Origin of the sequence: Streptomyces guryensis (assembly GCF_021261325.1) — a bacterium.
Lineage (GTDB): Bacteria > Actinomycetota > Actinomycetes > Streptomycetales > Streptomycetaceae > Streptomyces > Streptomyces guryensis.
The window spans coordinates 66,424-87,725 of record NZ_JAJSBI010000037.1 but is presented as its reverse complement, the minus strand read 5'-3'; the positions used below and the strand labels follow the sequence as shown (position 1 = coordinate 87,725).

Genomic DNA, 21,302 nt, shown 5'->3' with positions numbered 1-21,302 from the left:
GCTGGTGTCGTAACCGCGTCACTACCAAGGGGCCCGTTCTCTCATGCCCGCGACCACACCCGAACCTTCGTCCAGATGATCACCGCTACCACTCGAACAAGATCCGGTTTGCCACAACGCACTTAGTCTCGGAGGAATGAGTCTGCGTCTGAGCACTGTGATCCTCCCGTACCGCCGCTGGCACGAAGGGGGCCGTTCGGCATGGCAGCGCGCGGAGCAGCTCGGCTTCCACACCGCGTACACCTACGACCACCTGTCCTGGCGCAGTTTCCGGGACGGCCCGTGGTTCGGTGCCGTACCGACCCTGACCGCGGCGGCGGCCGTCACCGAGCGGATGCGGCTGGGCACGCTGGTGACCTCAGTCAAGGCGTTTTCGCCCATCACATCGTGACCTGCGAAAACGCGGCCGAAAATTGAGGGGCGGCCTCTCCAAGCCCGGAGGCAGGATCCCTCTCGGCCCCAACGGGCAACACTCAGCGGAGCTGTGCCAACGCTTCCATCGCGATCTGCTCGAAGACCTTCTCGTCAGCCGCGAAGTCCGAGCCGGAGATCGGCCAGTGGACCACGATCTCGGTGAAACCCAGCTCCCGATGCCGTCCCGCGAAGTCCACGAAAGCATCGAGGGACCCCAGCGGACGGCCGCGGTCCGGAGTGAACCCCGTGAGAAGGATCTTGTCGAGCTCGGCCACGTCCCGTCCGATCTCGGCGCAGGCATCGGCCAGCTTCTCGGCCTGGCCGCGAATGGCCTGAACCGACTGTTCAGGAGTGCCGTTCTCGTTGACCTTCGGGTCGCCCGTGGTCACCCACGCCTGCCCGTACCGTGCAGCCAGCCGCAGACCGCGCGGGCCTGTCGCCGCCACCGCGAAAGGCAGCCGGGGACGCTGCACACAGCCCGGTAGGTTGCGCGCCTCGTGCGCCGAGTAGAAGTCGCCCTCATACGACACCGAGTCCTCGGTCAGCAGCTGGTCCAGGAGCTGGACGAACTCGCCGAACCGGTCGGCACGCTCACGCGGGGTCCACAGCTCATGGCCGAGCGCGGTAGCGTCGAACCCTGAGCCGCCGGCGCCCACACCCAGAGTGAAACGGCCACCGGAGACGTCGTCGAGCGAGATCAGCTCCTTCGCATACGGCACCGGATGGCGGAAATTAGGCGATGTGACCAGGGTTCCCAAACGCATGTGCCGGGTAATGCCCGCGGCTGCGGTCAGCGTCGGTACGGCACCGAACCAGGGTCCCTCGCGGAAGCTCCGCCAGGAGAGGTGGTCGTAGGTGTATGCGGTGTGGAAGCCGAGTTCCTCTGCGCGCTGCCAGGCCGCACGACCCCCCTCGTTCCAACGACGGTACGGAAGGATCAGGGTGCTCAGGCGCAGTTTCATGCCCCAGAGCCTACGGCGAGACGCGGTGAGCCCGAGACGCACAGCACTCGGCGACCATACCTGTTCTTTACGAGGGCGCCTGCATGATCGTGACGGATGGTGCTCGGTGATCACGTTCGCCCCTGTTCTCGCTGTTCAGGGACTTGTGGACCCCCGTGCATGACGTCACATCCAATGGGTATTTCCCCGTCCGCTCACGCAACCCGGCTGTTCTCAGCTTCAGGACCCGGCTTCTGCATCTCGGCGATACGGCGACGCGTCGCCAGCCTTGCGCTCTTCGCGCCGGAGCTTCTCCTGAGCGGCTGCCGCTCTCCAGCCAGTCGTTCTTGATCCGCTGCCGCGCGATCAGACTGGGTGGCCTCGTCGGTGCAGGCCGGTCACGGACGCTCTGCACAACGCCGCGGCGTTCACCACACTCGGGGCAGTCGAAGACGCGAGCGAGGACGTAACTGTTGCTGCGGTGCTGCGTGTGCTTGGCAACGTGGTCACATGTGAGTGTCAGGTCCCAGGTGTCGAGATCCTGATCGTCCCAGGGGGCGACACCACTACGGGCGGCCGGACGACGACTAACGGATTAAAAGTCCTGGCCAAAGCTTGCTGGAGGGTTCCGGACGCTGGTTCGGTGTCCGGAACCACCTGGTCAGAGCATGTGCGCCGTGCGTGCCGATCCGGCGCGCGGCGAGTTGTGCCGCACCGTCCGCTCACGCATCGCTCACGCAGAAGATGCCGCGGACCAGAGCATTTACTTCTGCTGCCTCCAAGGTTCGCCTACATCCGCCGCTCCCTTCGGGTGGCCCTCTTCACCGGACGCTGGGTGTATCGACGGCAGGATTCGAACCCTGCGACACCCGCTCCAGGAGTGGGATTGGATCCCTGCTGGGGGGTGCTCGACGCTGCCTCGTGGTGCCGTTTCACCTGGTCAGCACCACGAGGCTTCTTGCTCGATCCTGCTCATGACGCCTCGTGTTGGGCGCTCCGCGCACGTATCGCTCACGCGGGCGAGGGAGATCCGCACGCCGGAAGCCGCTTGATGACGTCAGGCCCGGGGACGTGAGGGTTGGTCACGGCCAGATGGACTTCAGCCGCCACGCCTGCATGTGGTCGATGGTGGCGGTGCCGCCTTCGGCGAAGGCGGCACCGCCACCCGTGCTGGACGGGTCCGGGAAGATCTGGTCGGTGAGGGTGACCTGTTCGCCACGGCTGTTCTGGGCGTAGACCTCGACGGAGGAGTCGTCGACAAGGACGCGCAGGCTCAGCCGGCCGCCGTGGAGATCGAGCGGAGCTCGCTGGACGTCGGTGAAGGTCGGGTCGAAGTCGGTGTCGCCGGATGCGGAGCGGTCGATGTAGACCTCGCCGGTGGCGGTGTCGTAGCCGATGCGGGTGCGCTGCCCGGCGCCGGTGCGGACGTCCAGGCCGGAGCGGTCGGCGGTGCCCGGGGTGAGGTCTGCCTGAAGGTCCAGGGTGCTGCCGTGCACCGAGAGCGGGGTGGTGGTGTTCGTGACGCGGGTGCTGGGCACCTTGGTGCCGGCGCCGCGCAGCGTGGTCAGTTCACCGACCGGCTGCTGGTTCAGCTGGACCTTGCCGTTCACGGTCTTCAGGGACAGCTGGCGGGGGAACGTGTCGGCGCTGCGCCACGGGGTGGTGGGGATGGCCTGGCCGTAGTTCCAGTTGTTCAGCCAGGCGATCATGACGCGGCGGCCGCCGGGTGCGTCGGTCCACGTGTTGGCGGCGTAGAAGTCGGCGCCGTAGTCGAGCCAGTGGGCGCGCTGGGTGGCGTTCAGGGCGGGCTTGTCGGCGGCGGTGAACTGGTCGGCGAGGACGTGTCCCCAGCCGCCGGGGTTGGCGTCCACGATCTGGATCTGGACCTTCTTGCCCTTGTAGGCGGTGGTGTTGAAGTAGGCCCAGTCGAGGTTCTCGGAGTCGGCGCCGGTGGCACTCTGGACGACCTTGCCGTCGACCAGCAGGTTCACGCCGGTCTCGATGGAGGGGCGCTTCGCCTGGGTGTCGGAGAGAACGACCTGGTCGAGGTTGAGGTGGCCCCAGCCGCCCGCGTTGTCGTCCACGACCTTGATCTGGGCCTGCTTGCCCTGCAGGTCGGACAGGTCCCACGACGTCCAGTTCAGGGCTTCGCCGTTGGATCCGGTGGCGGAGCGCACCACCTTGCCGTCCACGACGAGCTCCACTGCGGTGGGGGCGTCAGAGTCGGCCGGGTGGTAGCCGCCACCGATGAGGAAGTCCAGGTACTTCTTGTCGATGGTGAAGGCCGGCGAGGTGAGGGTGCCGGTGGAGGCGTCGCCGCCGTGGAAGCTGTTGACCAGGCCGTTGCCGAGGTAGCCGGATACCTGCTGCTGGTCTCCGATGGCGCCCTGGGCCGGTCCGGTGCCGAAGGCGTCGCCGGTGGCGGTCCAGTCGCCGATGGGGCTGGTGTAGGTGCTGGCCTCGAAGTCGGCGAGGGTTTCACCGGTGGGTGCCGGCTCGTCGCCCAGGACGGCGTCGGGGTCGTACGGGTGGTTGCCGCCGCCGACCTTGAAGTTGATGTAGTCGCTGGTCGCTGTGAACTCGGGCGAGGTGAGGGTGCCGGTGGAGGCGTCGCCGCCGTGGAAGCTGTTGGCGAAAGCCTTGCCCTCGATGCCGGTGACCTGTGACTGCCAGTCCACCGCCCCGGTCGCCGGCGCGCTGCCGAACGCGCTTCCGGTGGCCGTCCAGTCGCCGAACGAGCCGGACTCGAAGTCCTGCATGACGGTGCCGCTCGGCGGGGTGTACGTCGTGCCGGTGTCGTCGGCGGTGAATTTCTTGCCGTTGAAGTCGCCGACGAAGTACTGGGCGCCGGAGCCGCCCGCGATGCCACCGGGGTTGAGGTTGACCGCCAGCACCCACTTCGTCTTCTTCGGGTCGCCGTCGACCGGGAGCGGGAACAGGTCCGGGCACTCCCACACCCCGCCGGTGGCGCCGGCCGGGCCGAAGTCGCTCTGGTGGGTCCAGTGCTTGAGGTCGGCCGAGCTGTAGAAGGAGATCTTGTGCTGGTCGGCGAGGGAGACTGCCATCAGCCAGCGCTGCGTGGGGGCGTACCAGAAGACTTTCGGGTCGCGGAAGTTGTTCGAGCCGATGTCGAGCACGGGGTTGTCGTCGTACTTGGTCCAGGTGGTGCCGCCGTCGGTGCTGTAGGCGAGGGCCTGCTGCTGCTTGCCGGAGGACTTCTGCGCGCTGGTGTAGATGGCGACGAGCGGAGGGTTCTTCTTGGTCCCGAAGCCGGTGGTGTTGTTCCTGTCCAGCACCACGCTGCCGGAGAAGACCATCTCCTGGTCGTCCTGGGGGATGGCCACCGGGAGCTGCTTCCAGTGCACCAGGTCGGTGCTGACCGCATGGCCCCAGGACATGTTGCCCCAGGTGTTGCCGTCCGGGTTGTACTGGAAGAACAGGTGGTACCGGCCCTTGTAATAGATGAGGCCGTTGGGGTCGTTCATCCAGTTCTGGGCCGGGGTGAAGTGGAACTGGGGGCGGTACTTCTCGTGGTAGAGCGTGTCGGCCGTGGCGGGAGAGGCGGCTACCAGGCCGAGCCCTGACAGGACGGCCAGTGCGGCCAGGAGTCTGCGGCGCGGACGAGTGGTTCTGGACATGTGGCGCTCCTTGCGGGCGTGCGGGCTTCGGCTCAGCCGTAGGGGACTGACGCGCGGCGAGTGACGCTTGACGCGCGTCGGGTGCGGGCGGCGGCTGCGCCGTGGCCTCGTCCAAGGTCACGGGCGAGCCCGGCTGCGGGGGCAGCACGGCACCGGCAGCTCCAGCAGGGCTGGAAACGTTTCGCCGAACGTAAGGGCACCCTGCCGCCGAAGTCCAGACCCTGTGCAGGAAAACTCCTGAATGCGAGGATCGAGACGGCTGCACGGTGTCATTGATCCCCGGGAGAAAACGTTGTCCAGCGAGCACAACGACAATGGTCGGCGATCAACCATGCGCGACGTCGCGACCATGGCCGGGGTGGGGATCGCCACCGTCTCGCGGGTCGTCAACGGCAAGCCCGTCACCCCTGACCTGGCGGAACGGGTGAAGCGGGCCGCCGAGCTGCTCGGCTACCGCCAGGATCTGACGGCCAGCAGCCTGCGCCGGGCCGACCGCCGCACCCACACCCTCGGCCTGGTCCTGGAAGACGCGGCCAATCCCTTCTCCGCAGCGCTGCACCGCGCAGTGGAGGACGCCGCCGCCGAGCACGGCATGCTGCTCCTGGCCGGGTCGACCGACGAGGACCCGGTCCGGGAACGCGGCTTGCTGAAGACCTTCGCCGCCCGCCGGGTCGACGGCCTCATCGTGGTGCCCACCGGACAGAACGACACCGACCTCGACGCGGCCCGCCGCGCCGGCACACCCGTCGTCTGCATGGACCGCCGCACCACAGCGCCGCAGGTGGACGCCGTGACGGTGGACAACCGCGCGGGCGTGCAGGCGGCGGTGAAAAGGCTGCACGCGGCAGGTCACCGGCGCATCGCCTTCCTCGGAGACCTCCGCACCATCTGGACGGCCGAGGAGCGTTACGCCGGGTTCGTGAAGGGACTGGCGGAAGCGGGATGCGTTCTGCACCGCTCGCTCGTGAGGCGCGACCTGCACGGCGTGGAGGCCGCCCAGGAAGCGACCCGAGAACTCCTGGCCCTCGCTCATGCGCCCACCGCGTTCATCTCCGGCCAGAATCTCCTGACCGTCGGGGCCCGCATGGCCCTGCAGGAGCTCCGCCTGCAGCACCGGGTGGCGCTGATCGGCTTCGACGACCTGCCTCTGGCCGGTCTCCTCGAACCCGGCATCTCGGTGATCGCCCAGGATCACGCCGCGATCGGCCGGGAAGCCGCCGGCCTGCTGTTCGACCGTCTCGACGGTGAGCGCGGCCCCGCTCGGCACCGCGTGCTGCCCACCCGCTACCTCGCCCGCGGCTCCGGCGAAATCCCCGCCGCAGAGGACCGCTGACGACCGTCTCCGGCACGGCGTCCCGGTACCGGCGGGGTGTCCGAGGCTTGGAAATTCTCTGTAAACGAGTTGATTCCGATGTGTTGACGGGCTGAGTCGCTCGGTGCTTCACTGCCGGAACCGGTACCGAAACCGGTTCCGGAACCGCTCCCGGTATCGGTTCCGCGAGTCTCTGTACGATCGGCCCTTTGGTGCGGGAGGACATTCCCGCCGCTGCGTGGAGGAGAGGAGGTGGCATGGGAGTCACCATCGCCGACGTGGCCGCCCGGGCCGGCGTCAGCAAGACGACGGTCTCACGCGTGCTGAACAGCAAGGGCGAGATCAACGAGAACACCGTCCTGAAGGTCCGCAAGGCGATATCGGAGCTCGGCTATGTGCCGAGCGCCGGTGCGGTCGGCCTCGCCCGCGGCACGACACAGATGATCGGCATGCTGGTCCCTGACCTGGCCTGGGCCTGGTCAGGCATCGTGCAGGCGGTCATTGAGACGCTGGAGACCGAGGGCTTCGGACTGCGCATGCTGACCTGGAACCACGGTGAGGAGTCACTGCGCCGCCTGGGTCTGCAGGTCGCTGCCAAGTCGTTCGACGGTCTGCTGGTGATAGAGCCCGAGGGCGCCATGGGCTACATCACGGAACTGCACGAAGCAGGGCTGCCGGTCGTGCTGATAGACGACCGCTTCCAGCGGCCGGGGTTCCCCTACGTGGCCACCACCAACCGGGAGGGGGGTGCGCAGGCGGCGCGGCACCTCCTGGAAATCGGGCGCCGTCGTCCTCTGGTCGTGACCGGCCCCGACGCGTTCGGCTGTACCCGGGAACGGCTGGGCGGCTTCGTCGATGTCTATGCGGAAGCCGGGATCGAGATCGACCAACGCAGCATCATCTGCGGCGACTTCCAGTTCGAACGCTGCCGGAGCGCGATCGCAGCCGCTCTCGCGGACGGTCTGGAGTTCGACTCGGTCTTCGCACACAACGACCCCTCGGCGGCCGGCGTGCTCACCGCCCTGCACGAGGCCGGGCTCTGGGTTCCGCAGGATGTCGCCGTAGTGGGCTTCGACGACGTCGAGATGGCCTCGTACACCTATCCGGCACTGACCACCATCCGCCAGCCCATGCGGGAGATGGGCGCGGCGGCGGCGCGTCTGCTGCTGGACCATGTGCGCGGAGTGCCGAAGGCGGCCCCGTCGTGCGTCATTCCCACCAGTCTCGTGGTCCGCGGCTCGACGTTACGGCCGAGCCCGAACTGACGCCATGTCGTCGCGATGCGTACGGCGTCGGCGTCCCATCGAACCGTCCGTCTCCGCCGCACCTCCCCAGCCCCGCAGGCGGAGACGGACCCCATCCCGACATGGAACTGACCCCACCGGACCTCGCGCAGGCCGGTAGGTCGTCCAGCTCAACCTGAAGCCGGTGCACCTACCGGCACGACCGGCCCGTTCGCCTTCCGGCCGGCATCACCACCCCGCACGCGCAACCAGCGTCACCGCCGAGGTGCCCGTTCCGTCTGCACCTCCCCGACCCGGCACACCGAGCGGCACGCCTGGCCCACCCCCGCCGGCCGCCACCGCTCCGGGACGAACGCTCCAGCCGCGACCTGCGACTGACCGTCGATGCCATGCCACCGCGGACGGTTCCCACTTCACGAGCCGGCCCATCCGGACACCCGCCCGCCGTCACTTTCCTCTTCGCCCCCCCGCGCCTGTTTCGCTCAATGGCAAGGAGCCGCACTATGCGTACCTCTACTCGTCACACCGTCAGAACAATCCAGGTCCTGTGCGTCACCGTCACGGCAGCCCTGGTGGCGACCGGCTGCGGCCGCAGCGCCGACTCCGGGCCCGGCACGGACGCCCCCGCGAAGCTGGGCAGCGGCAAGGCCACCGGCAAGGTCGTCATGTGGTCCATGGGTGATCCTGACAAGTCCCTTCAGAGCCTGGCCAAGAAGTTCGAGGAGCAGAACCCCGGCGCGAAGGTCCAGATCACCCCGGTGCCCTGGGCCTCCGCCCACGACAAGCTGACCACCGCCATCGCCGGCGGCAACACACCCGACATGTCTGTGATCGGCACCACCTGGATGGCCGAGATGGCCGGCATGAACGGCTTCCAGGCCACCCCGACGTCGATCAAGTCGTCAGACTTCTACCCGGGTCAGTGGGACACCACGAAGTACAAGGACACCTCCTACGGCGTCCCGTTCATCGCCGACACCCAGGCGGTCTACTACCGCAGCGACCTCACAGCGAAGGCGGGTATCAAGGGCGCCCCGGCAAGTGACTGGGCCGGTTACCTGAAGGATCTGAAGGCCATCCAGGCCACCGCGGGCAAGCAGAACCCGAAGCTGCGCTACGCCAGCGGGCTGTCGATCGGCTTCAACTCCTGGATCTTCCTGCTGCCGCTGGTCTGGCAGCAGGGCGGCGACATCTACGACCCGAGCACCAAGAAGTTCACCTTCGACTCGCCGGCGGTCGCCGAGGCGCTGGAGTACTACGCGAGCGTCCCGACGGAGGGCTTGGCGCCCACGGACAAGACGGACAGCCTGCAGGCTTTCCAGGACGGACAGATCGCCGTTTACAAGGACGGCGCGTGGGTCAGCGGCAGCCTCCGCAAAGACGCCCCGAAGCTGGACGGCAAGTGGAAGACCATGCCGCTGCCGAAGGGCAAGCAGGCGGCCGGGTTCGCCGGCGGCAGCGACCTGGCGGTCTTCAAGGACGCCAAGAACTCCGACGCGGCCTGGAAGTTCGCCGAGTTCCTCACCGAACCCGCCAACCTCGCCGCCTACGCGAAGGCAACGGGTTCCCTTCCCGCCACGCCGGGGGCGTGGGACGAGGCCAAGCTGAGCGACGACGAGGCGATGCAGGCGTTCGCCGAGCAGCTGAAGGTAAGCAAGGCACCGCCCGCCATCACCACCTGGCAGCAGGTCGCTGACGCCATTGACTCCGAACTGGAGAGGCTGAGCCTGGGCAAGGCCACCGTGGCCCAGGCTCAGCAGGACCTGCAGTCCAAGGCCACCAGCATCGGCACGGGCCGCTGACGGTCGCCACGTGAGCACCCCTCGTAGGGACGGATGACATCCATGTCCACGAAAACGCTCCCCGGGCGGGGCGACACCCACGAACCGAGCACCGCACGGCCCGACAGGCATGCAGGCCGCCGGCGACTCGCCCTCCGCAGCACTGCGCGCGGCAGGCAGACGCGGGCCGCGTGGATCCTCGCGGGCCCGTTCCTCGCCCTGTTCCTGGTGTTCATGCTGTTGCCGGTCGTCTGGTCGCTGCTGATGAGCCTGACCGACACACAGAGCGCCGATCTGCGGACCCCGTTGAACGTGTCGTTCACCGGCTTCGACACCTATGTACGGCTGTTTGAGGACGAGCAGTTCGTTCATGCCCTGCGCAACACGGCCGTGTTCGTCCTGGTGGGGCTGCCGCTGACACTGGCCACCGGGCTGGCCGCGGCGGTCGCCCTCAACAGCGGCATCGGCCGCTTCCGGGCCGTCTTCCGAGTCGGCTTCTACCTCCCGGTGATCACCAGCGTCGTGGCCATCGCCGTGGTGTGGAAGACGCTGCTGGAGCCGCGGGCGGGACTGGTGAACACCGTTCTGGGCTGGTTCGGGATCGACGGCCCGGCATGGCTGGCGGACACCCGGTTCGCTCTCCCCGTCATGATCGTGATGGCGGTGTGGCGCAACCTCGGCACCGTGATGATCATCATGCTGGCGGGTCTGCAGTCCGTGCCCCAGTCCCTGATGGAGGCGGCCGAGCTCGACGGGGCCGGGGCCTGGCAGCGGTTCTGGCGGGTCACCTTCCCGCTCCTGCGTCCGGCCCTGCTGCTGACCGCGGTCACGACCGGCATCGGCTATCTGCAGTTCTTCGACGAGCCGTTCGTCATGACCGACGGCGGACCGCTGGACTCCACCCTGTCCGCCACGATGTACGCCTACAACCAGTTCGGCAACGGCAACTACGACGTTGCGTCGGCCGCCGGTTACGTCGTCTTCGTCCTCATCATCGCGCTGACCGTGCTGCAGTTCCGCGTGCTGCGAGACAAGGACTGATGCCCCATGAGCACTCTCTCCGCCCTTCGGCCGGCCGGGCCGGGCACGGACCGGACTCTGCGGCGGCGTCGCATCCGGCAGAAATGGGGCCATCCCTGGCTGTATCTGCCGCTGTTCGGCTGCCTGCTGTTGATGGTCGCGCCGTTTCTGTGGATGCTCTCCGGCTCCTTCAAGCCCGAGGCGGACATCCGCAAGGTGCCGCCGGTCCTGGTCCCCACCGCGCCCACGCTGGCCAGCTACCGGCAGCTGTTCAGCAGCCTGGACTTCACGACCATGTTCGCCAACTCGGTGATCGTGGCCCTGGCCGTGACCGCGGGCAACCTGCTGTTCTGCTCGATGCTCGGCTACGCCCTGGCCAAGCTGGACTTCCCCGGCCGACGTGCTGTGTTCACCCTGGTCCTCGGCACCCTGATGGTGCCGGGCCTGGTCACCTTCGTACCCCTGTACGTCCTGGTGGCCAACATGAAGCTGACCGGCTCGCTGCTCGGACTGATCCTGCCGTTCCTGGCGGGCCCGTTCGGGGTGTTCCTGATGCGGCAGTTCATCTCCACGTTGCCCGACGAACTGATCGACGCCGCCCGCGTCGACGGCTGCCGCGAACTGGCCATCTTCTGGAAGATCATCCTGCCGCTGACCAGACCGGCTCTCGCCACCCTCGGGATCATCACCTTCCTCGGCTCCTGGAACAACTTCCTGTGGCCCCTAGTCGTGGCCCAGAACGCGGACCAGTACACCCTCCCCGTCGGCCTCGCCCTGGCCAGCAGCGGACAGGACTTCACCCGCTTCGGCGTCCTCCTCGCCGGCGCCGTCATCGTCCTGCTCCCCGTGATGGTCGTCTTCCTGCTCTTCCAGCGCCACTTCGTCGCCGGCATCGCCACCACCGGCCTGAAGTGACCTCCCCCACCTACCCCCGTCACGTCTTTGACCTGTGACGACTCATCACTTGGAGAACCTAGTGGGACACCCGGTCCGCCCTGCCGTGTACTTGGATCCGGACGCGTCCGTGGAAACGAGAACCGAGGATCTGCTGTCCCTGATGACCTTGGAGGAGAAGGTCGGGCAGTTGCTGATGCTCGACGCCCAGCACGGGGACCTCGAGGACATCGTGTCGGCCAAGCTGGCCGGGTCGGTCCTGCATGTGACTCCCGAGCGGATGCTGGAAGCCATGGAGCGGGCCCGGCGGACACGGCTCGGCATTCCGTTGCTGACCGCCGACGACTGCATCCATGGCCACTCCTTCTGGCCGGGTGCGACCATCTTCCCCACCCAGCTCGGCATGGCCTGCACCTGGGATCCCGCTCTGATCCACCGGGTCGCCCGGGCGTCCGCGACCGAGATCTCGACGACCGGGATCCACGGGACGTTCTCCCCGGTGCTCTGCATCACTCGCGACCTGCGCTGGGGCCGGATCAACGAGACGTTTGGCGAGGACCCGTACCTGATAGGCGAGTTGGGGGCCGCGATGGTGCGCGGCTACCAGGGTGAGGGCCTCGGCGACCCGACCGCCGTGCTGGCGTACGCCAAGCACTTCGCGGGCTACTCCGAGACCCTGGGCGGGCGCGACGCCAGCGAGGCGGATCTCAGTCCGCGCAAGCTGCGCTCGTGGTTCCTGCCCCCGTTCGAGCGGGCGGCCCGGGCCGGCTGCCGCGGCTTCATGCTGGGCTACCAGTCGATCGACGGTGTGCCCATCACCGCGAACGAGTGGCTGATCAACGACGTGCTCAAGGGCGAGTGGGGCTTCACCGGCACGCTGGTGACCGACTGGGACAACGTCGGCCGGATGGTCTACGACCAGCGGACCTGCGCCGACTACGCCGAGGCGGCGGCGGTCGCCGTCAACTCCGGAAACGATCTGATCATGGCCACGCCGGCGTTCTTCGAGGGCGCCCAGGAGGCGGTCGCCCGCGGCCTGGTCGAGGAGAAGCAGATCGACGATGCGGTACGGCGGGTGCTGCGGCTGAAGTTCGAACTCGGGCTCTTCGAGGACCCCCGCGCTCCCGACCCCGAGCGGCAGGCGCAGGTGATCGGGTGCCGCGAGCACGCCGACCTCAACCTCGAGACCGCCCGACGTTCCCTCGTACTGCTGCGCAACGAGGGGATCCTGCCCCTCGAAGGCGGGCTGACCGCGGACGGCACCGGCCGCGCCACAGGCCAGGGCACGCCACGCACGATCGCGGTCCTCGGTCCCAACGCCGACAGCCCGGAGGCCATGCTCGGCGACTGGGCGGGTGCCACCGGCCAGGTGCCGTGGATGCCCGAAGGACATCCACGCGAGCTGGTGGAGACGGTGCTGGACGGCCTGCGCGCCGTGATCCCCGCCGACTGGACCGTCACACACGCCCGCGGAGCCGACATCGAAAGCCCCGCCTTCGACCCCGACCAGTGGGTCGCCGGGCCCGACGGCCAGCCGCAGCCGCCCGCCTTCATCCCCGCCCCGGTCGACGAGGCACAGCTTCGGGAGGCCACCGCCGCCGCAGAAGCCGCCGACTACGCCGTCGTGGTCGTCGGGGACACCATCGCCCTCACGGGCGAGGTGCGCTCCACGGCCACCCTCGACCTCCAGGGAGGCCAGATCGCGCTGCTGGACGCGGTCGCCGCCACCGGCACGCCCATGATCGTCGTACTCGCCCAGTCCAAGCCGAGTACTCTCCCCGACTCGGCACTGAACGCGGCAGCGCTCATCGAGGCGTTCAACCCGGGCATGCGCGGCGGCCGTGCCGTCGCCGAACTCCTCCTCGGCCTCACCGAACCCAGCGGCCGGCTCCCGGTCTCCTTCGCCCGCCACGTCGGGCAGCAGCCGGTCTACTACAACCAGGTGCGGGGCCAGCACGGTGACCGCTACGCGGATCTCACCCAGGACCCCCTGTTCGCGTTCGGTGAGGGCTTGAGCTACACCACCGTCACCTACTCCGACCTCACCGTGCACGAGGACGAGGTCTCCGCCGACGGCACCGTCCGCGCCACGGTGTGGCTCACCAACAGCGGAAGCCGTCCGGCCCTGGAGACGGTCCAGGCGTACGTCAGTGACCTGACCACCAGCGTCACTTGGGCCGAGCAGGAGCTGAAGGCGTTCACCCAGGCCGAAGTCCCGCCCGGTGAAACCCTCGCCGTCGCCATCAGCGTCCCTGCCGCCCACTGCTCGCTCGTCACCGCCGACAACCGTCGCGTGGTCGAGCCAGGCGAGTTCATGCTCCGCGTCGGCCCCAGCTCACGACGGGAGCACCAGCTCAGCGCGGGATTCCGCATCCGGGCCTGAGGGCCGTTCGCGGGACGTGCGAGCGCTGCTCGAAGCCCCCGCCCAGCCGATCCCTGACCCGGCTGGGCGGGCTCCTCTGAACCACCGAAAGGCACGCGTGTGTCCACCACACCCCGCGATGTGCACTTCCCCGTCGCGCATCTGCGCCCGCCCCGCAACTGGATCAACGACCCCAACGGGCTGGTCTTCCACGACGGCCACTACCACGTCTCCTACCAGTACAACCCGTACGGGGCGACCCACGCGAACATGCACTGGGGCCACTTCCGCAGTCCCGACCTGCTGACCTGGGAGCCGCTGCCGACCGCGCTGTCCCCGACGCCCGGTGGCGTGGACTCCGACGGCTGCTTCTCCGGCAACGCCGTCTCCGACGGCGACCGCATCGTCGCCTTCTACTCCGCGCACCGCGAGGACCGCTCGTTCCAGCACCAGCCCGTCACCTGTGCCGTCTCCCACGACGGCGGCCAGACCTTCAGCCCGCGTGGAGAAACGGTTATCCCCGCCTGGCCCGAGGACTGCACCATGTACCGCGACCCGTATGTCTGGCGGGACGGTGACGGCTGGCGGATGCTGGTCGGCGCCGCTCTCGCCGACGGCCGCGCCGCCACCCTCCTGTACGACTCACCCGACCTGGAGAACTGGACCTACCGACGGCCCTTCGCCGCCCGCCCTGCAGAGCCCATCGGCGGCACCGAGGAGCTCACCGGCGATGGCTGGGAATGCCCCCAGTACCTCCCGGCAGCCGGCGGACAGGCCGCCCTCATCTTCAGTACCTGGACCGAACCCACTGGCCCGATGCGCGTCGCGGCCCTGATCGGCGAAGAGCACGACGGCCACTTCAAGGCAGGCGCACCGGTGTGGGCGGACCACGGCCCGGACTGCTACGCACCTGCCCTGCTGCGTGCACCTGGCGGCAGATGGCTGCTGTGGGGCTGGTCTTGGGAAGCCCGCGACCAAGCCTGGGCCGTCGCCGGCGGATGGGCCGGCGTCCTCACTCTGCCCCGCGAGATCCACGTCGGCGGCGACGGCACGCTGCGTCAGCGGCCCGCCACCGAGCTGCTCGCGCTGCGTGGTGAGCGCACCGTGCAGGCCGAGGGTACGACCCATGGCCCGGAGCCGGTGGAACTGGGCAGCGTTGGACGGGCCTTCGACCTGACGGCCCGTCTGGAGCCGACCGGGACCGCCGGCCTGCGGCTGCTCACCACCCCGGACGGATCCGAGTACCTCGACATCCGCCTCGATCCGGACGCGGGCGAACTGGTCGTCGACCGCGACCACGCCTCCCTGGACACCCGGGCCCACGGCGGCACCTACCGGATGCCCTGCCCCACCGGGCAGCCGGTCGACCTCCGCGTGGTCGTCGACCACTCCATCGCCGAGGTCTTCCTGACCTCTACCGGCCAGGTCCTCACGCTGCGGTTCTACCCGACAGGGCAGGGCGCGTGGCGACTTCAGGCCCACACCGCACCGGGCACGCGCCTTCGCTACGCGGTCGACGCGTGGGAGTTGCACCCGCTTGTGATCAAGACGGCGACCGCCGGCGCCGCAGAGCAGTACTGAAGAACAGGTCTGAAGGAGGATCCTCAATGAGCTCGTACAGTCTTGGACGACGTCAGTTCCTCACCACCGCCATCGGCGTCGCCGCCGCCTGGACCCAGGTTTCCGGCAACGCTGCCGCCGCCACCTCGTCGCGTAATTCTTCCGTGCAGGTCTGGCTGACCGACATATCGGCCAAGAAGTGGGTCGTCGGCCAGAGCGATGTGCTGTTCCGGACGAAGAGCACGGGCAACCCGCTCACGATCAAGGTCGACGACAGCGTCAAGTACCAGAGGATCCAGGGCTTCGGGGCGGCCATGACCGACTCTTCCGCCTGGCTCATCAACAAGCTGTCCACCGCTGACCGAGCGAAGCTGATGCAGAAGCTGTACGCCCCCTCCAAGGGCATCGGCCTCAGCCTGATCCGTACGCCGATGGGCGCCACGGACTTCAACGCGTCCGGCAACTACTCCTACGACGACATGCCGGCCGGGCAGACGGACCCGACGCTGTCCGACTTCTCGGTCCAGCACGACGAGAAGTACATCATTCCGGTCTTGCGGCAGGCTCTCGCACAGAACCCGTCCGCCAAGATCCTGGCCACCCCATGGAGCCCGCCAGGCTGGATGAAGACCTCGGACTCCATGACCGGCGGCACCCTCAAGAGCGACTACGCTTCCACGCTGGCCGACTACTTCGTGAAGTTCATCAAGGCTTACGACAAGGCCGGTGTGCCCATCTCCTACATCACGCCGCAGAACGAGCCCATGGGCACGCCCAGTTGGCCCGGCATGTTCCTGTCCGCCTACCAGGAATCCGCGTTGATCCAGGAGATCGGCCAGGCGTTCGCGGCCAACCGCATCTCCACGAAGATCCTGGCCTGGGACCACAACTGGGATGTGCCCTCGTATCCCGAGACGATCTTCAGCGACCCCGCCGCCTCCCAGTACACGGCCGGCGCCGGATGGCACATCTACAGTGGCAACCCGATGTACCAGACTGTGGTCCACAACGACTTTCCGGGCAAGGAAACCTACATCACGGAGGCCACCGGAGGCATCTGGCAGGGTGACGACGAGACGGCGTTCCATGACGCACTCGGCACGTGGATCATCAAGGGCATGCGCAACTGGGCGAACGGTGTGATGCTCTGGAACACCGCGCTCGACCCCAAGTTGGGGCCGCTCAACAGCGACACCAACGGCATCCCCATGTGCCGGGGACTGGTCACGGTCGATCCGGACAGCGAGCAGGTGTCCTACAACGTGGACTACTACGCACTCGCTCACGCCAGCCGGTTCGTGAAGCCCGGAGCGCATCGCATCTACTCGAACACCTTCGGGGAAGGAAGCATCGAGAGCGTCGCGTTCCTGAACCCGGACGGCTCGAAGGTCGTGATCGCGTACAACTCGGGTAGTGCCGCGAAGAACTTCAGCGTGGCGGACGGGTCGCAGTCCTTCGACTACAACCTGAACGCCGGCGACGCTGTCACGTTCACCTACACGGGCGGGCGCAGCGGCGGGACCCCCGCGGCGACCAATGTCTTCGACCCGTCCCATGACTTCACGTTCAAGTCGTCGTTGGGGCCGATGACGGTCACGTACGACCCAGCACTCCTGCAGTACCAGAACGCCGTCCGCACCGGAAGCGAGCTGCTCACGTACTCCCTGCCGATCGGAGCGTCCATCAAGACGCCCGGAACGTCACTGAGCCGTGGCAAGTGGACCGCCACGGCCTCGTCGAGCCCGGACTGGGGTGCGGCCTCGAACGCGATCGACGGCGACATCAACAGCCGGTGGAATCTGGGCCAGGGGACGACCAGTGGCGCCTGGTTCCAGATCGATCTGGGGAGCCCGACGAGCTTCAACAAGATCGTCTTCGCCACCGGAGAAAGCAGCTCCTTCGACTACGTCACCAAGTACCAGATATACGTCTCGGACGACGGGGCCGACTGGGGCAGCGCGGTCGCGAACGGCAGCGGGAACATAGGGAAGATAGCCGTCACGTTGCCGGCCCGGACGGCACGGTACATTCGCGTCGTCTGTGCCGCGGCATCCGGTTTCTGGTGGAGCATCGCCGAAATCAACGTATACGGATCCTCGAGCGGCACCGGTTCGATCGCAGCCCCGACAGCGGTGCCCAAGGGCCTCCAGCTGAAGACCTGGACCAGTCCGGAAGGGGAGCAGGTCACCGCGGTGTTCAACGGCACCGCCGGCAGCCGGAGCTTCCCGGTGTCCGCCGACGGCTCGTACACCTACACCCTGCCGAGCGGAACGTCGGCGATGTTCACCACGCAGAAGCTGTCCGGCTTCCCCGCACCGGTCTTCGGAAGCCTGAAGCCGAAGCAAGGCATACCGCGCGCCAAGTTCACGATCAGCGGTTCTCACTTCGGTGACGCGCAGGGGCTGGGTACGGTGCGTTTCGGGAAGCTCTTCGCCGAAATCGACAGCTGGTCGGACACGAGCATCAGCGCGTACGTGCCGAGCGGTCTTGCGGTGGGCACGTACAAGGTCTCCGTGAACAGCGCCGGCGGAGCGGACGCGGGTTCAGCATCGTTCGACGTCATAGACCTGGGCCCCGCGCTGTCGCGCACGGGCTGGACCGCCACGACCTCCGACACGAGCTCGTCCAACGACGGTCCCGCGAACATGCTGGACGGCGATTCCGGCACCCGGTACAGCTCCGGAACAGGCCAGTACGACGGCCTGTGGATCCAGGTCGACATGGGGCAGACCCAGACGTTCGACAAGATCCTGCTCGATTCCGGCAGCAACATCGGCGACTATGCGCGAAGTGCGGACGTGTACGTATCGGCGAACGGAACCGACTGGACCAAGGTCTCTTCCATAGAGGACGGCCAGCGAGTCGAGTTGATTTCCTTCCCGACCCAGACGGCTCGCTACATCAAGGTCGTCAACACCGGCAACGTCGCGAGCAACTGGTGGTCAATCGCAGAATTGACCGTCTACAGCTGACCTCGGGATTTCAGGTGGGGTGATTATCGCCTTGCCCCCGAGGTCGAGAAAGTGCCTCCGACCGGCGGAACGGGGACCCCTGACCTCCTTGTTCCTGCAATGTTCGGAGGCACTTTCAGAAAGAGCACACCCACCCTCAGGTGGATGCTTTCCCGCCGTTGTGTCAGTCGACGTTGAGCCCGACGCGAAAGGGTGGACGCCGGTCAGGTACTGGCGCGGACCATCACCCTTCTTCAGCCTGGCGCAGCGGCGGGGGAAGAGGTCATCGAACCGGGCCGCGCAGTCCTCCAACGGCCCCGGCGCGGGCGGACACGGACGGCGAGCGGTCATCTGCAGCCTCCAGAAAGGCAGTTGACACCTACCACCGACCTACGACCAACCCGAACTGCCGTCAACCCGCACCCCCGCCGGATTTAACGAACTACCGGTACCGGCTACAACGCCACCCGGAACCGGCTCCTGACGCGAGGCCAGAAGCTGTCCAACACGGCTCTGGCGGCCGTCCGGGCACCCGTCGAGCACGGCTTCGCCCAACTCAAGAACTGGCGCGTCCTCGGCAAGGTACGCACCGACCTCGCCTGGGCGACCGCTCTGGTCCGGGCCTTGCTGGACCTCACGAACCGCGAAGTCACCCGATAACCGATGATCTTCACCAAAGTCACCTGCCAGCGACCGGCATGAGCATCCCGATGCCCACCCACACCAGCCCCGTGAGCAGCAACCTCAGCTTTCACACCTCTCGTTGTGCGTCACGCCGTCGTAGTGGCGGTGGGTGGCCCCGCAGCACGGGGAGCCGTTGATTGCCGCTCGGCATGAGGCCGTAGAGCTGGGGGCTGCCACTCGTGATGAGCATGACGGACTGCTCGTGGGCGGGGGGTTGATCTTCAGGGTTCCAGGCGGCGAGGTGACCATGTCCGGCCTGCTCGTGGTCTTCAGCCCGTTTCCTTGTGCGGTGTGGCCGCGCATGATGCCCTGCCGGGGCTCGTTCGTGCGTGTGGCTGTGTCTCGTCGTCTTGCTTGACCCGGGCCATCCGTAAGTCGTAACTTACGTAAGTGGTGACTTACGAGGATGCCTTGTCCGCGCTGGCCGACCCGACCCGGCGGGCCATCTTCGAGCGTCTCGTCGACGGTCCCAAGGCAGTGGGGCAGCTGGCTGAGGGCCTGCCCGTGAGCCGTCCCGCGGTCTCCCAGCACTTGAAGGTGCTCAGGGAGGCCGGGCTGGTCGTGGACCGAGCGGTCGGTACGCGACGCGTGTACCAGCTCAACCCGGCCGGGCTGGGTGCTCTGCGCGCCTGGCTCGACCGGTTCTGGGATCAGGCACTGGCCGCTTTCACCGCGGCCGCCGAGAGCGAAGGAAAGCACGAACATGACTGATGGCCCCGTCCGCAAGAGCGTGACCGTCCAGGCACCGATCGAGAAGGCGTTCACCGTCTTCACGCAGCGCATGGACAGCTGGTGGCCGCGCAGCCACAAGACCGGTGAGGGGGAGCTGAAGCAGGCGGTCCTCGAAGGCAGGGAAGGCGGCCGCTGGTACGAGATCGACACCGACGGCAGCGAGTGCGAGTGGGGCCGGGTGCTGACGTGGAAGCCGCCCACCCTCCTGGTGCTGGCCTGGCAGATCGACGCCGCCTGGCGCTTCGACCCGCAGTTGAGCACCGAGGTGGAGATCCGCTTCTTCTCCGAAGGACCGGATCGCACCCGCGTGGAGCTCGAACACCGTGACCTGGACCGCTTCGGCGAAGCCCAGGACCAGGCCCGTGCCGCGTTCGAATCGCCGGGCGGCTGGCCGCGTCTCCTCGACGCGTTCGCCCAGGAAGCAGCCGCGTAGCCGCCAAGGCGGCATGCCCCCGCGGTGCGGTGCCGGACAAGGGCGTGGAATCTGTGGTGCACAGGCCCTCCCGTCTCGATTGACAGCGAGGTCGGGAGGGCCGCTCCGATGCGCTCGGAGGCGCTCTTGGCCACCGTGAAGGCGGATGCCGCGGCTGTCGAACGGCGCCTTGCAGCAGGCGAGTCGACCTGCCGAAGTGCAGCGCAGTCCTGCGCGAGTGGTGCTGGGGGCGGTGCCGCCGGCTGCGCGGGCCGGCCGGGTCGGTGGGGGTAGCAACCGTCCGTGGGCGGGGCGTCGTAGAACTCCAGGACCCGCTGCATCTTGGCCAGGCAGTCCGGGCTCGGTGGAGCCTTCCACGTCGTGGCCATCTGACAGGGCACTTTTGAGCTCGAGAAGGATGCGGCGCAGAGTCTCCCGGCTGCTGTGCTGCGACTGCCCTCCGGGCGACAAGGTGCTCGGCGAGCTTGGCCGGGCTCCGGGTCGGGAACGCGGCGATGCCGCCAGCCGGCGGAGGGCGTCCGGTAACCCCGGGTTGCGCTGCGTGATCATCCGCAGATCAGACGAGGCGGGTCGTACTCGGGCCGACGGAGGGCGACGGGGGTGTTCAACGCCTCGGCCTCTGCCCTGTTTCGGTCGCGCCCGGTCAACTGGATTGCTTGCCCACTGGTTCGTCTCCCTCCGGCGCCATGGCGCGCAGCCAGGCGCCGGAGATCTCCTCGATCACCTCTTCCGGCGACATGCTGAAGCCGGCCTGCATGGCCAGCGGCCGTGTCAGGAGATGAACGAGGACGGGCCCGGCCAGAAGCTGGAAGGCCAGGATCGGCTCAATCCGTCGCAGCCGTCCGGCCTGCATTTGGCTGTTCAGGTACCGGGCAAGGTCGGGAAAACCCCGAGCCATCCCATGCCGCACGCCCTCACCGACATCCGGGCCCTGCTTGACCAACTCGAACACGATCTGCAGCAGCAGGCCGACGCGTCCTTCCATGGCGTGTGCCATGGCGTGGACCACTGCGGGGATCACATCGCCGGAGTCCGCCTCGGGCATCGCGTCGATGACGTCCGACACGACCGCCCACGGCGAGTAAGCCTTGATCAACTCGTCGAACAGTGCCGCCTTCCCCGGGAACAACCGGTAAACCGTGGCCCGGGAGACCCCGGCGGCGGTGGCCAGATCGTCCATCGACCTGGCGGCGGTTACGTCGGTGGCGTCCTCAACCCGGACCGCGCAGAACCGATGTCCAGGCGTGCGGGCGCTCTCCAGGAAGGCGAGGAAGGAACGGCCGGCCGGAGGTAACTGTCTGCGCTGTGGGCACGTCCGTGGCTTTCCCTCGCCGCC

General features: G+C 67.8%; 13 protein-coding genes and 2 pseudogenes. 12 read left to right on the top strand and 3 right to left on the bottom strand.

The window, feature by feature from the left end; all coding sequences use genetic code 11:
* Window positions 1-136: 136 nt before the first annotated feature.
* Window positions 137-385: pseudogene (locus LJ657_RS43200) on the top strand (LLM class flavin-dependent oxidoreductase); the annotation flags it as partial.
* A gap of 88 nt (window positions 386-473) precedes the next feature.
* On the opposite strand, the gene LJ657_RS43195 reads toward LJ657_RS43200, so the two are convergent.
* Both LJ657_RS43195 and LJ657_RS43190 read right to left on the bottom strand, forming a co-directional pair.
* Window positions 474-1,376 (bottom strand): LLM class flavin-dependent oxidoreductase, encoded by a 903-nt coding sequence (locus LJ657_RS43195; protein WP_232655184.1) that lies wholly within the window; start codon window positions 1,374-1,376, stop codon window positions 474-476.
* Window positions 1,377-2,437: 1,061 nt separating this feature from the next.
* A complete protein-coding gene (locus LJ657_RS43190) occupies window positions 2,438-4,993 on the bottom strand; it encodes a GH32 C-terminal domain-containing protein (protein ID WP_232655183.1) in 2,556 nt (851 codons plus the stop codon).
* A 331-nt stretch (window positions 4,994-5,324) separates the two neighbouring features.
* Between LJ657_RS43190 and LJ657_RS43185 the strand changes: the two genes are divergently transcribed.
* The 11 genes and pseudogenes from LJ657_RS43185 (at window position 5,325) to LJ657_RS43135 (ending at window position 19,966) form a co-directional block, all read left to right on the top strand.
* Window positions 5,325-6,326 (top strand): LacI family DNA-binding transcriptional regulator, encoded by a 1,002-nt coding sequence (locus LJ657_RS43185; protein ID WP_232655182.1) that lies wholly within the window; start codon window positions 5,325-5,327, stop codon window positions 6,324-6,326.
* A 236-nt stretch (window positions 6,327-6,562) separates the two neighbouring features.
* The gene (locus tag LJ657_RS43180; protein ID WP_232655181.1) at window positions 6,563-7,570 is read left to right on the top strand and encodes a LacI family DNA-binding transcriptional regulator; all 1,008 of its coding nucleotides are present in this window, start codon (window positions 6,563-6,565) and stop codon (window positions 7,568-7,570) included.
* A gap of 482 nt (window positions 7,571-8,052) precedes the next feature.
* Window positions 8,053-9,351 carry an extracellular solute-binding protein gene (locus LJ657_RS43175; protein WP_232655180.1) on the top strand — a complete coding sequence of 433 codons (1,299 nt, stop codon included), beginning with the start codon at window positions 8,053-8,055 and terminating at the stop codon, window positions 9,349-9,351.
* A 33-nt stretch (window positions 9,352-9,384) separates the two neighbouring features.
* The gene (locus LJ657_RS43170; RefSeq protein WP_372488056.1) at window positions 9,385-10,371 is read left to right on the top strand and encodes a carbohydrate ABC transporter permease; all 987 of its coding nucleotides are present in this window, start codon (window positions 9,385-9,387) and stop codon (window positions 10,369-10,371) included.
* 6 nt (window positions 10,372-10,377) lie between these two features.
* Window positions 10,378-11,265 carry a carbohydrate ABC transporter permease gene (locus LJ657_RS43165; RefSeq protein WP_232655178.1) on the top strand — a complete coding sequence of 296 codons (888 nt, stop codon included), beginning with the start codon at window positions 10,378-10,380 and terminating at the stop codon, window positions 11,263-11,265.
* A gap of 61 nt (window positions 11,266-11,326) precedes the next feature.
* Complete coding sequence (locus LJ657_RS43160; protein WP_232655177.1) at window positions 11,327-13,627, top strand: glycoside hydrolase family 3 N-terminal domain-containing protein; 2,301 nt, start codon at window positions 11,327-11,329, stop codon at window positions 13,625-13,627.
* A gap of 99 nt (window positions 13,628-13,726) precedes the next feature.
* A complete protein-coding gene (locus LJ657_RS43155) occupies window positions 13,727-15,187 on the top strand; it encodes a glycoside hydrolase family 32 protein (protein WP_232655176.1) in 1,461 nt (486 codons plus the stop codon).
* A 26-nt stretch (window positions 15,188-15,213) separates the two neighbouring features.
* A complete protein-coding gene (locus tag LJ657_RS43150) occupies window positions 15,214-18,138 on the top strand; it encodes a discoidin domain-containing protein (protein ID WP_232655175.1) in 2,925 nt (974 codons plus the stop codon).
* A 429-nt stretch (window positions 18,139-18,567) separates the two neighbouring features.
* Window positions 18,568-18,777: pseudogene (locus LJ657_RS43145) on the top strand (transposase family protein); the annotation flags it as partial.
* A 414-nt stretch (window positions 18,778-19,191) separates the two neighbouring features.
* Window positions 19,192-19,512 (top strand): ArsR/SmtB family transcription factor, encoded by a 321-nt coding sequence (locus tag LJ657_RS43140; protein ID WP_232655174.1) that lies wholly within the window; start codon window positions 19,192-19,194, stop codon window positions 19,510-19,512.
* Window positions 19,505-19,966 carry an SRPBCC family protein gene (locus LJ657_RS43135; RefSeq protein WP_232655173.1) on the top strand — a complete coding sequence of 154 codons (462 nt, stop codon included), beginning with the start codon at window positions 19,505-19,507 and terminating at the stop codon, window positions 19,964-19,966. Before LJ657_RS43140 ends, LJ657_RS43135 begins: the two co-directional genes overlap by 8 nt.
* Before the next feature lie 643 nt (window positions 19,967-20,609).
* Here the strand turns inward: LJ657_RS43135 and LJ657_RS43130 are convergent.
* Window positions 20,610-21,146: a TetR/AcrR family transcriptional regulator gene (locus LJ657_RS43130; protein WP_232655172.1), complete on the bottom strand. Its 537-nt coding sequence runs from the start codon at window positions 21,144-21,146 to the stop codon at window positions 20,610-20,612.
* Window positions 21,147-21,302 lie beyond the last annotated feature (156 nt).

Bases quoted from the DNA above. Each gene is read 5' to 3' on its own strand.
- LJ657_RS43150 (WP_232655175.1), top strand. From the start codon at position 15,214: ATGAGCTCGTACAGTCTTGGACGACGTCAGTTCCTCACCACCGCCATC.
- LJ657_RS43195 (WP_232655184.1), bottom strand. From the start codon at position 1,376: ATGAAACTGCGCCTGAGCACCCTGATCCTTCCGTACCGTCGTTGGAAC.
- LJ657_RS43175 (WP_232655180.1), top strand. From the start codon at position 8,053: ATGCGTACCTCTACTCGTCACACCGTCAGAACAATCCAGGTCCTGTGC.
- LJ657_RS43170 (WP_372488056.1), top strand. From the start codon at position 9,385: ATGACATCCATGTCCACGAAAACGCTCCCCGGGCGGGGCGACACCCAC.
- LJ657_RS43180 (WP_232655181.1), top strand. From the start codon at position 6,563: ATGGGAGTCACCATCGCCGACGTGGCCGCCCGGGCCGGCGTCAGCAAG.
- LJ657_RS43185 (WP_232655182.1), top strand. From the start codon at position 5,325: ATGCGCGACGTCGCGACCATGGCCGGGGTGGGGATCGCCACCGTCTCG.
- LJ657_RS43135 (WP_232655173.1), top strand. From the start codon at position 19,505: ATGACTGATGGCCCCGTCCGCAAGAGCGTGACCGTCCAGGCACCGATC.
- LJ657_RS43190 (WP_232655183.1), bottom strand. From the start codon at position 4,993: ATGTCCAGAACCACTCGTCCGCGCCGCAGACTCCTGGCCGCACTGGCC.
- LJ657_RS43165 (WP_232655178.1), top strand. From the start codon at position 10,378: ATGAGCACTCTCTCCGCCCTTCGGCCGGCCGGGCCGGGCACGGACCGG.
- LJ657_RS43130 (WP_232655172.1), bottom strand. From the start codon at position 21,146: ATGGACGATCTGGCCACCGCCGCCGGGGTCTCCCGGGCCACGGTTTAC.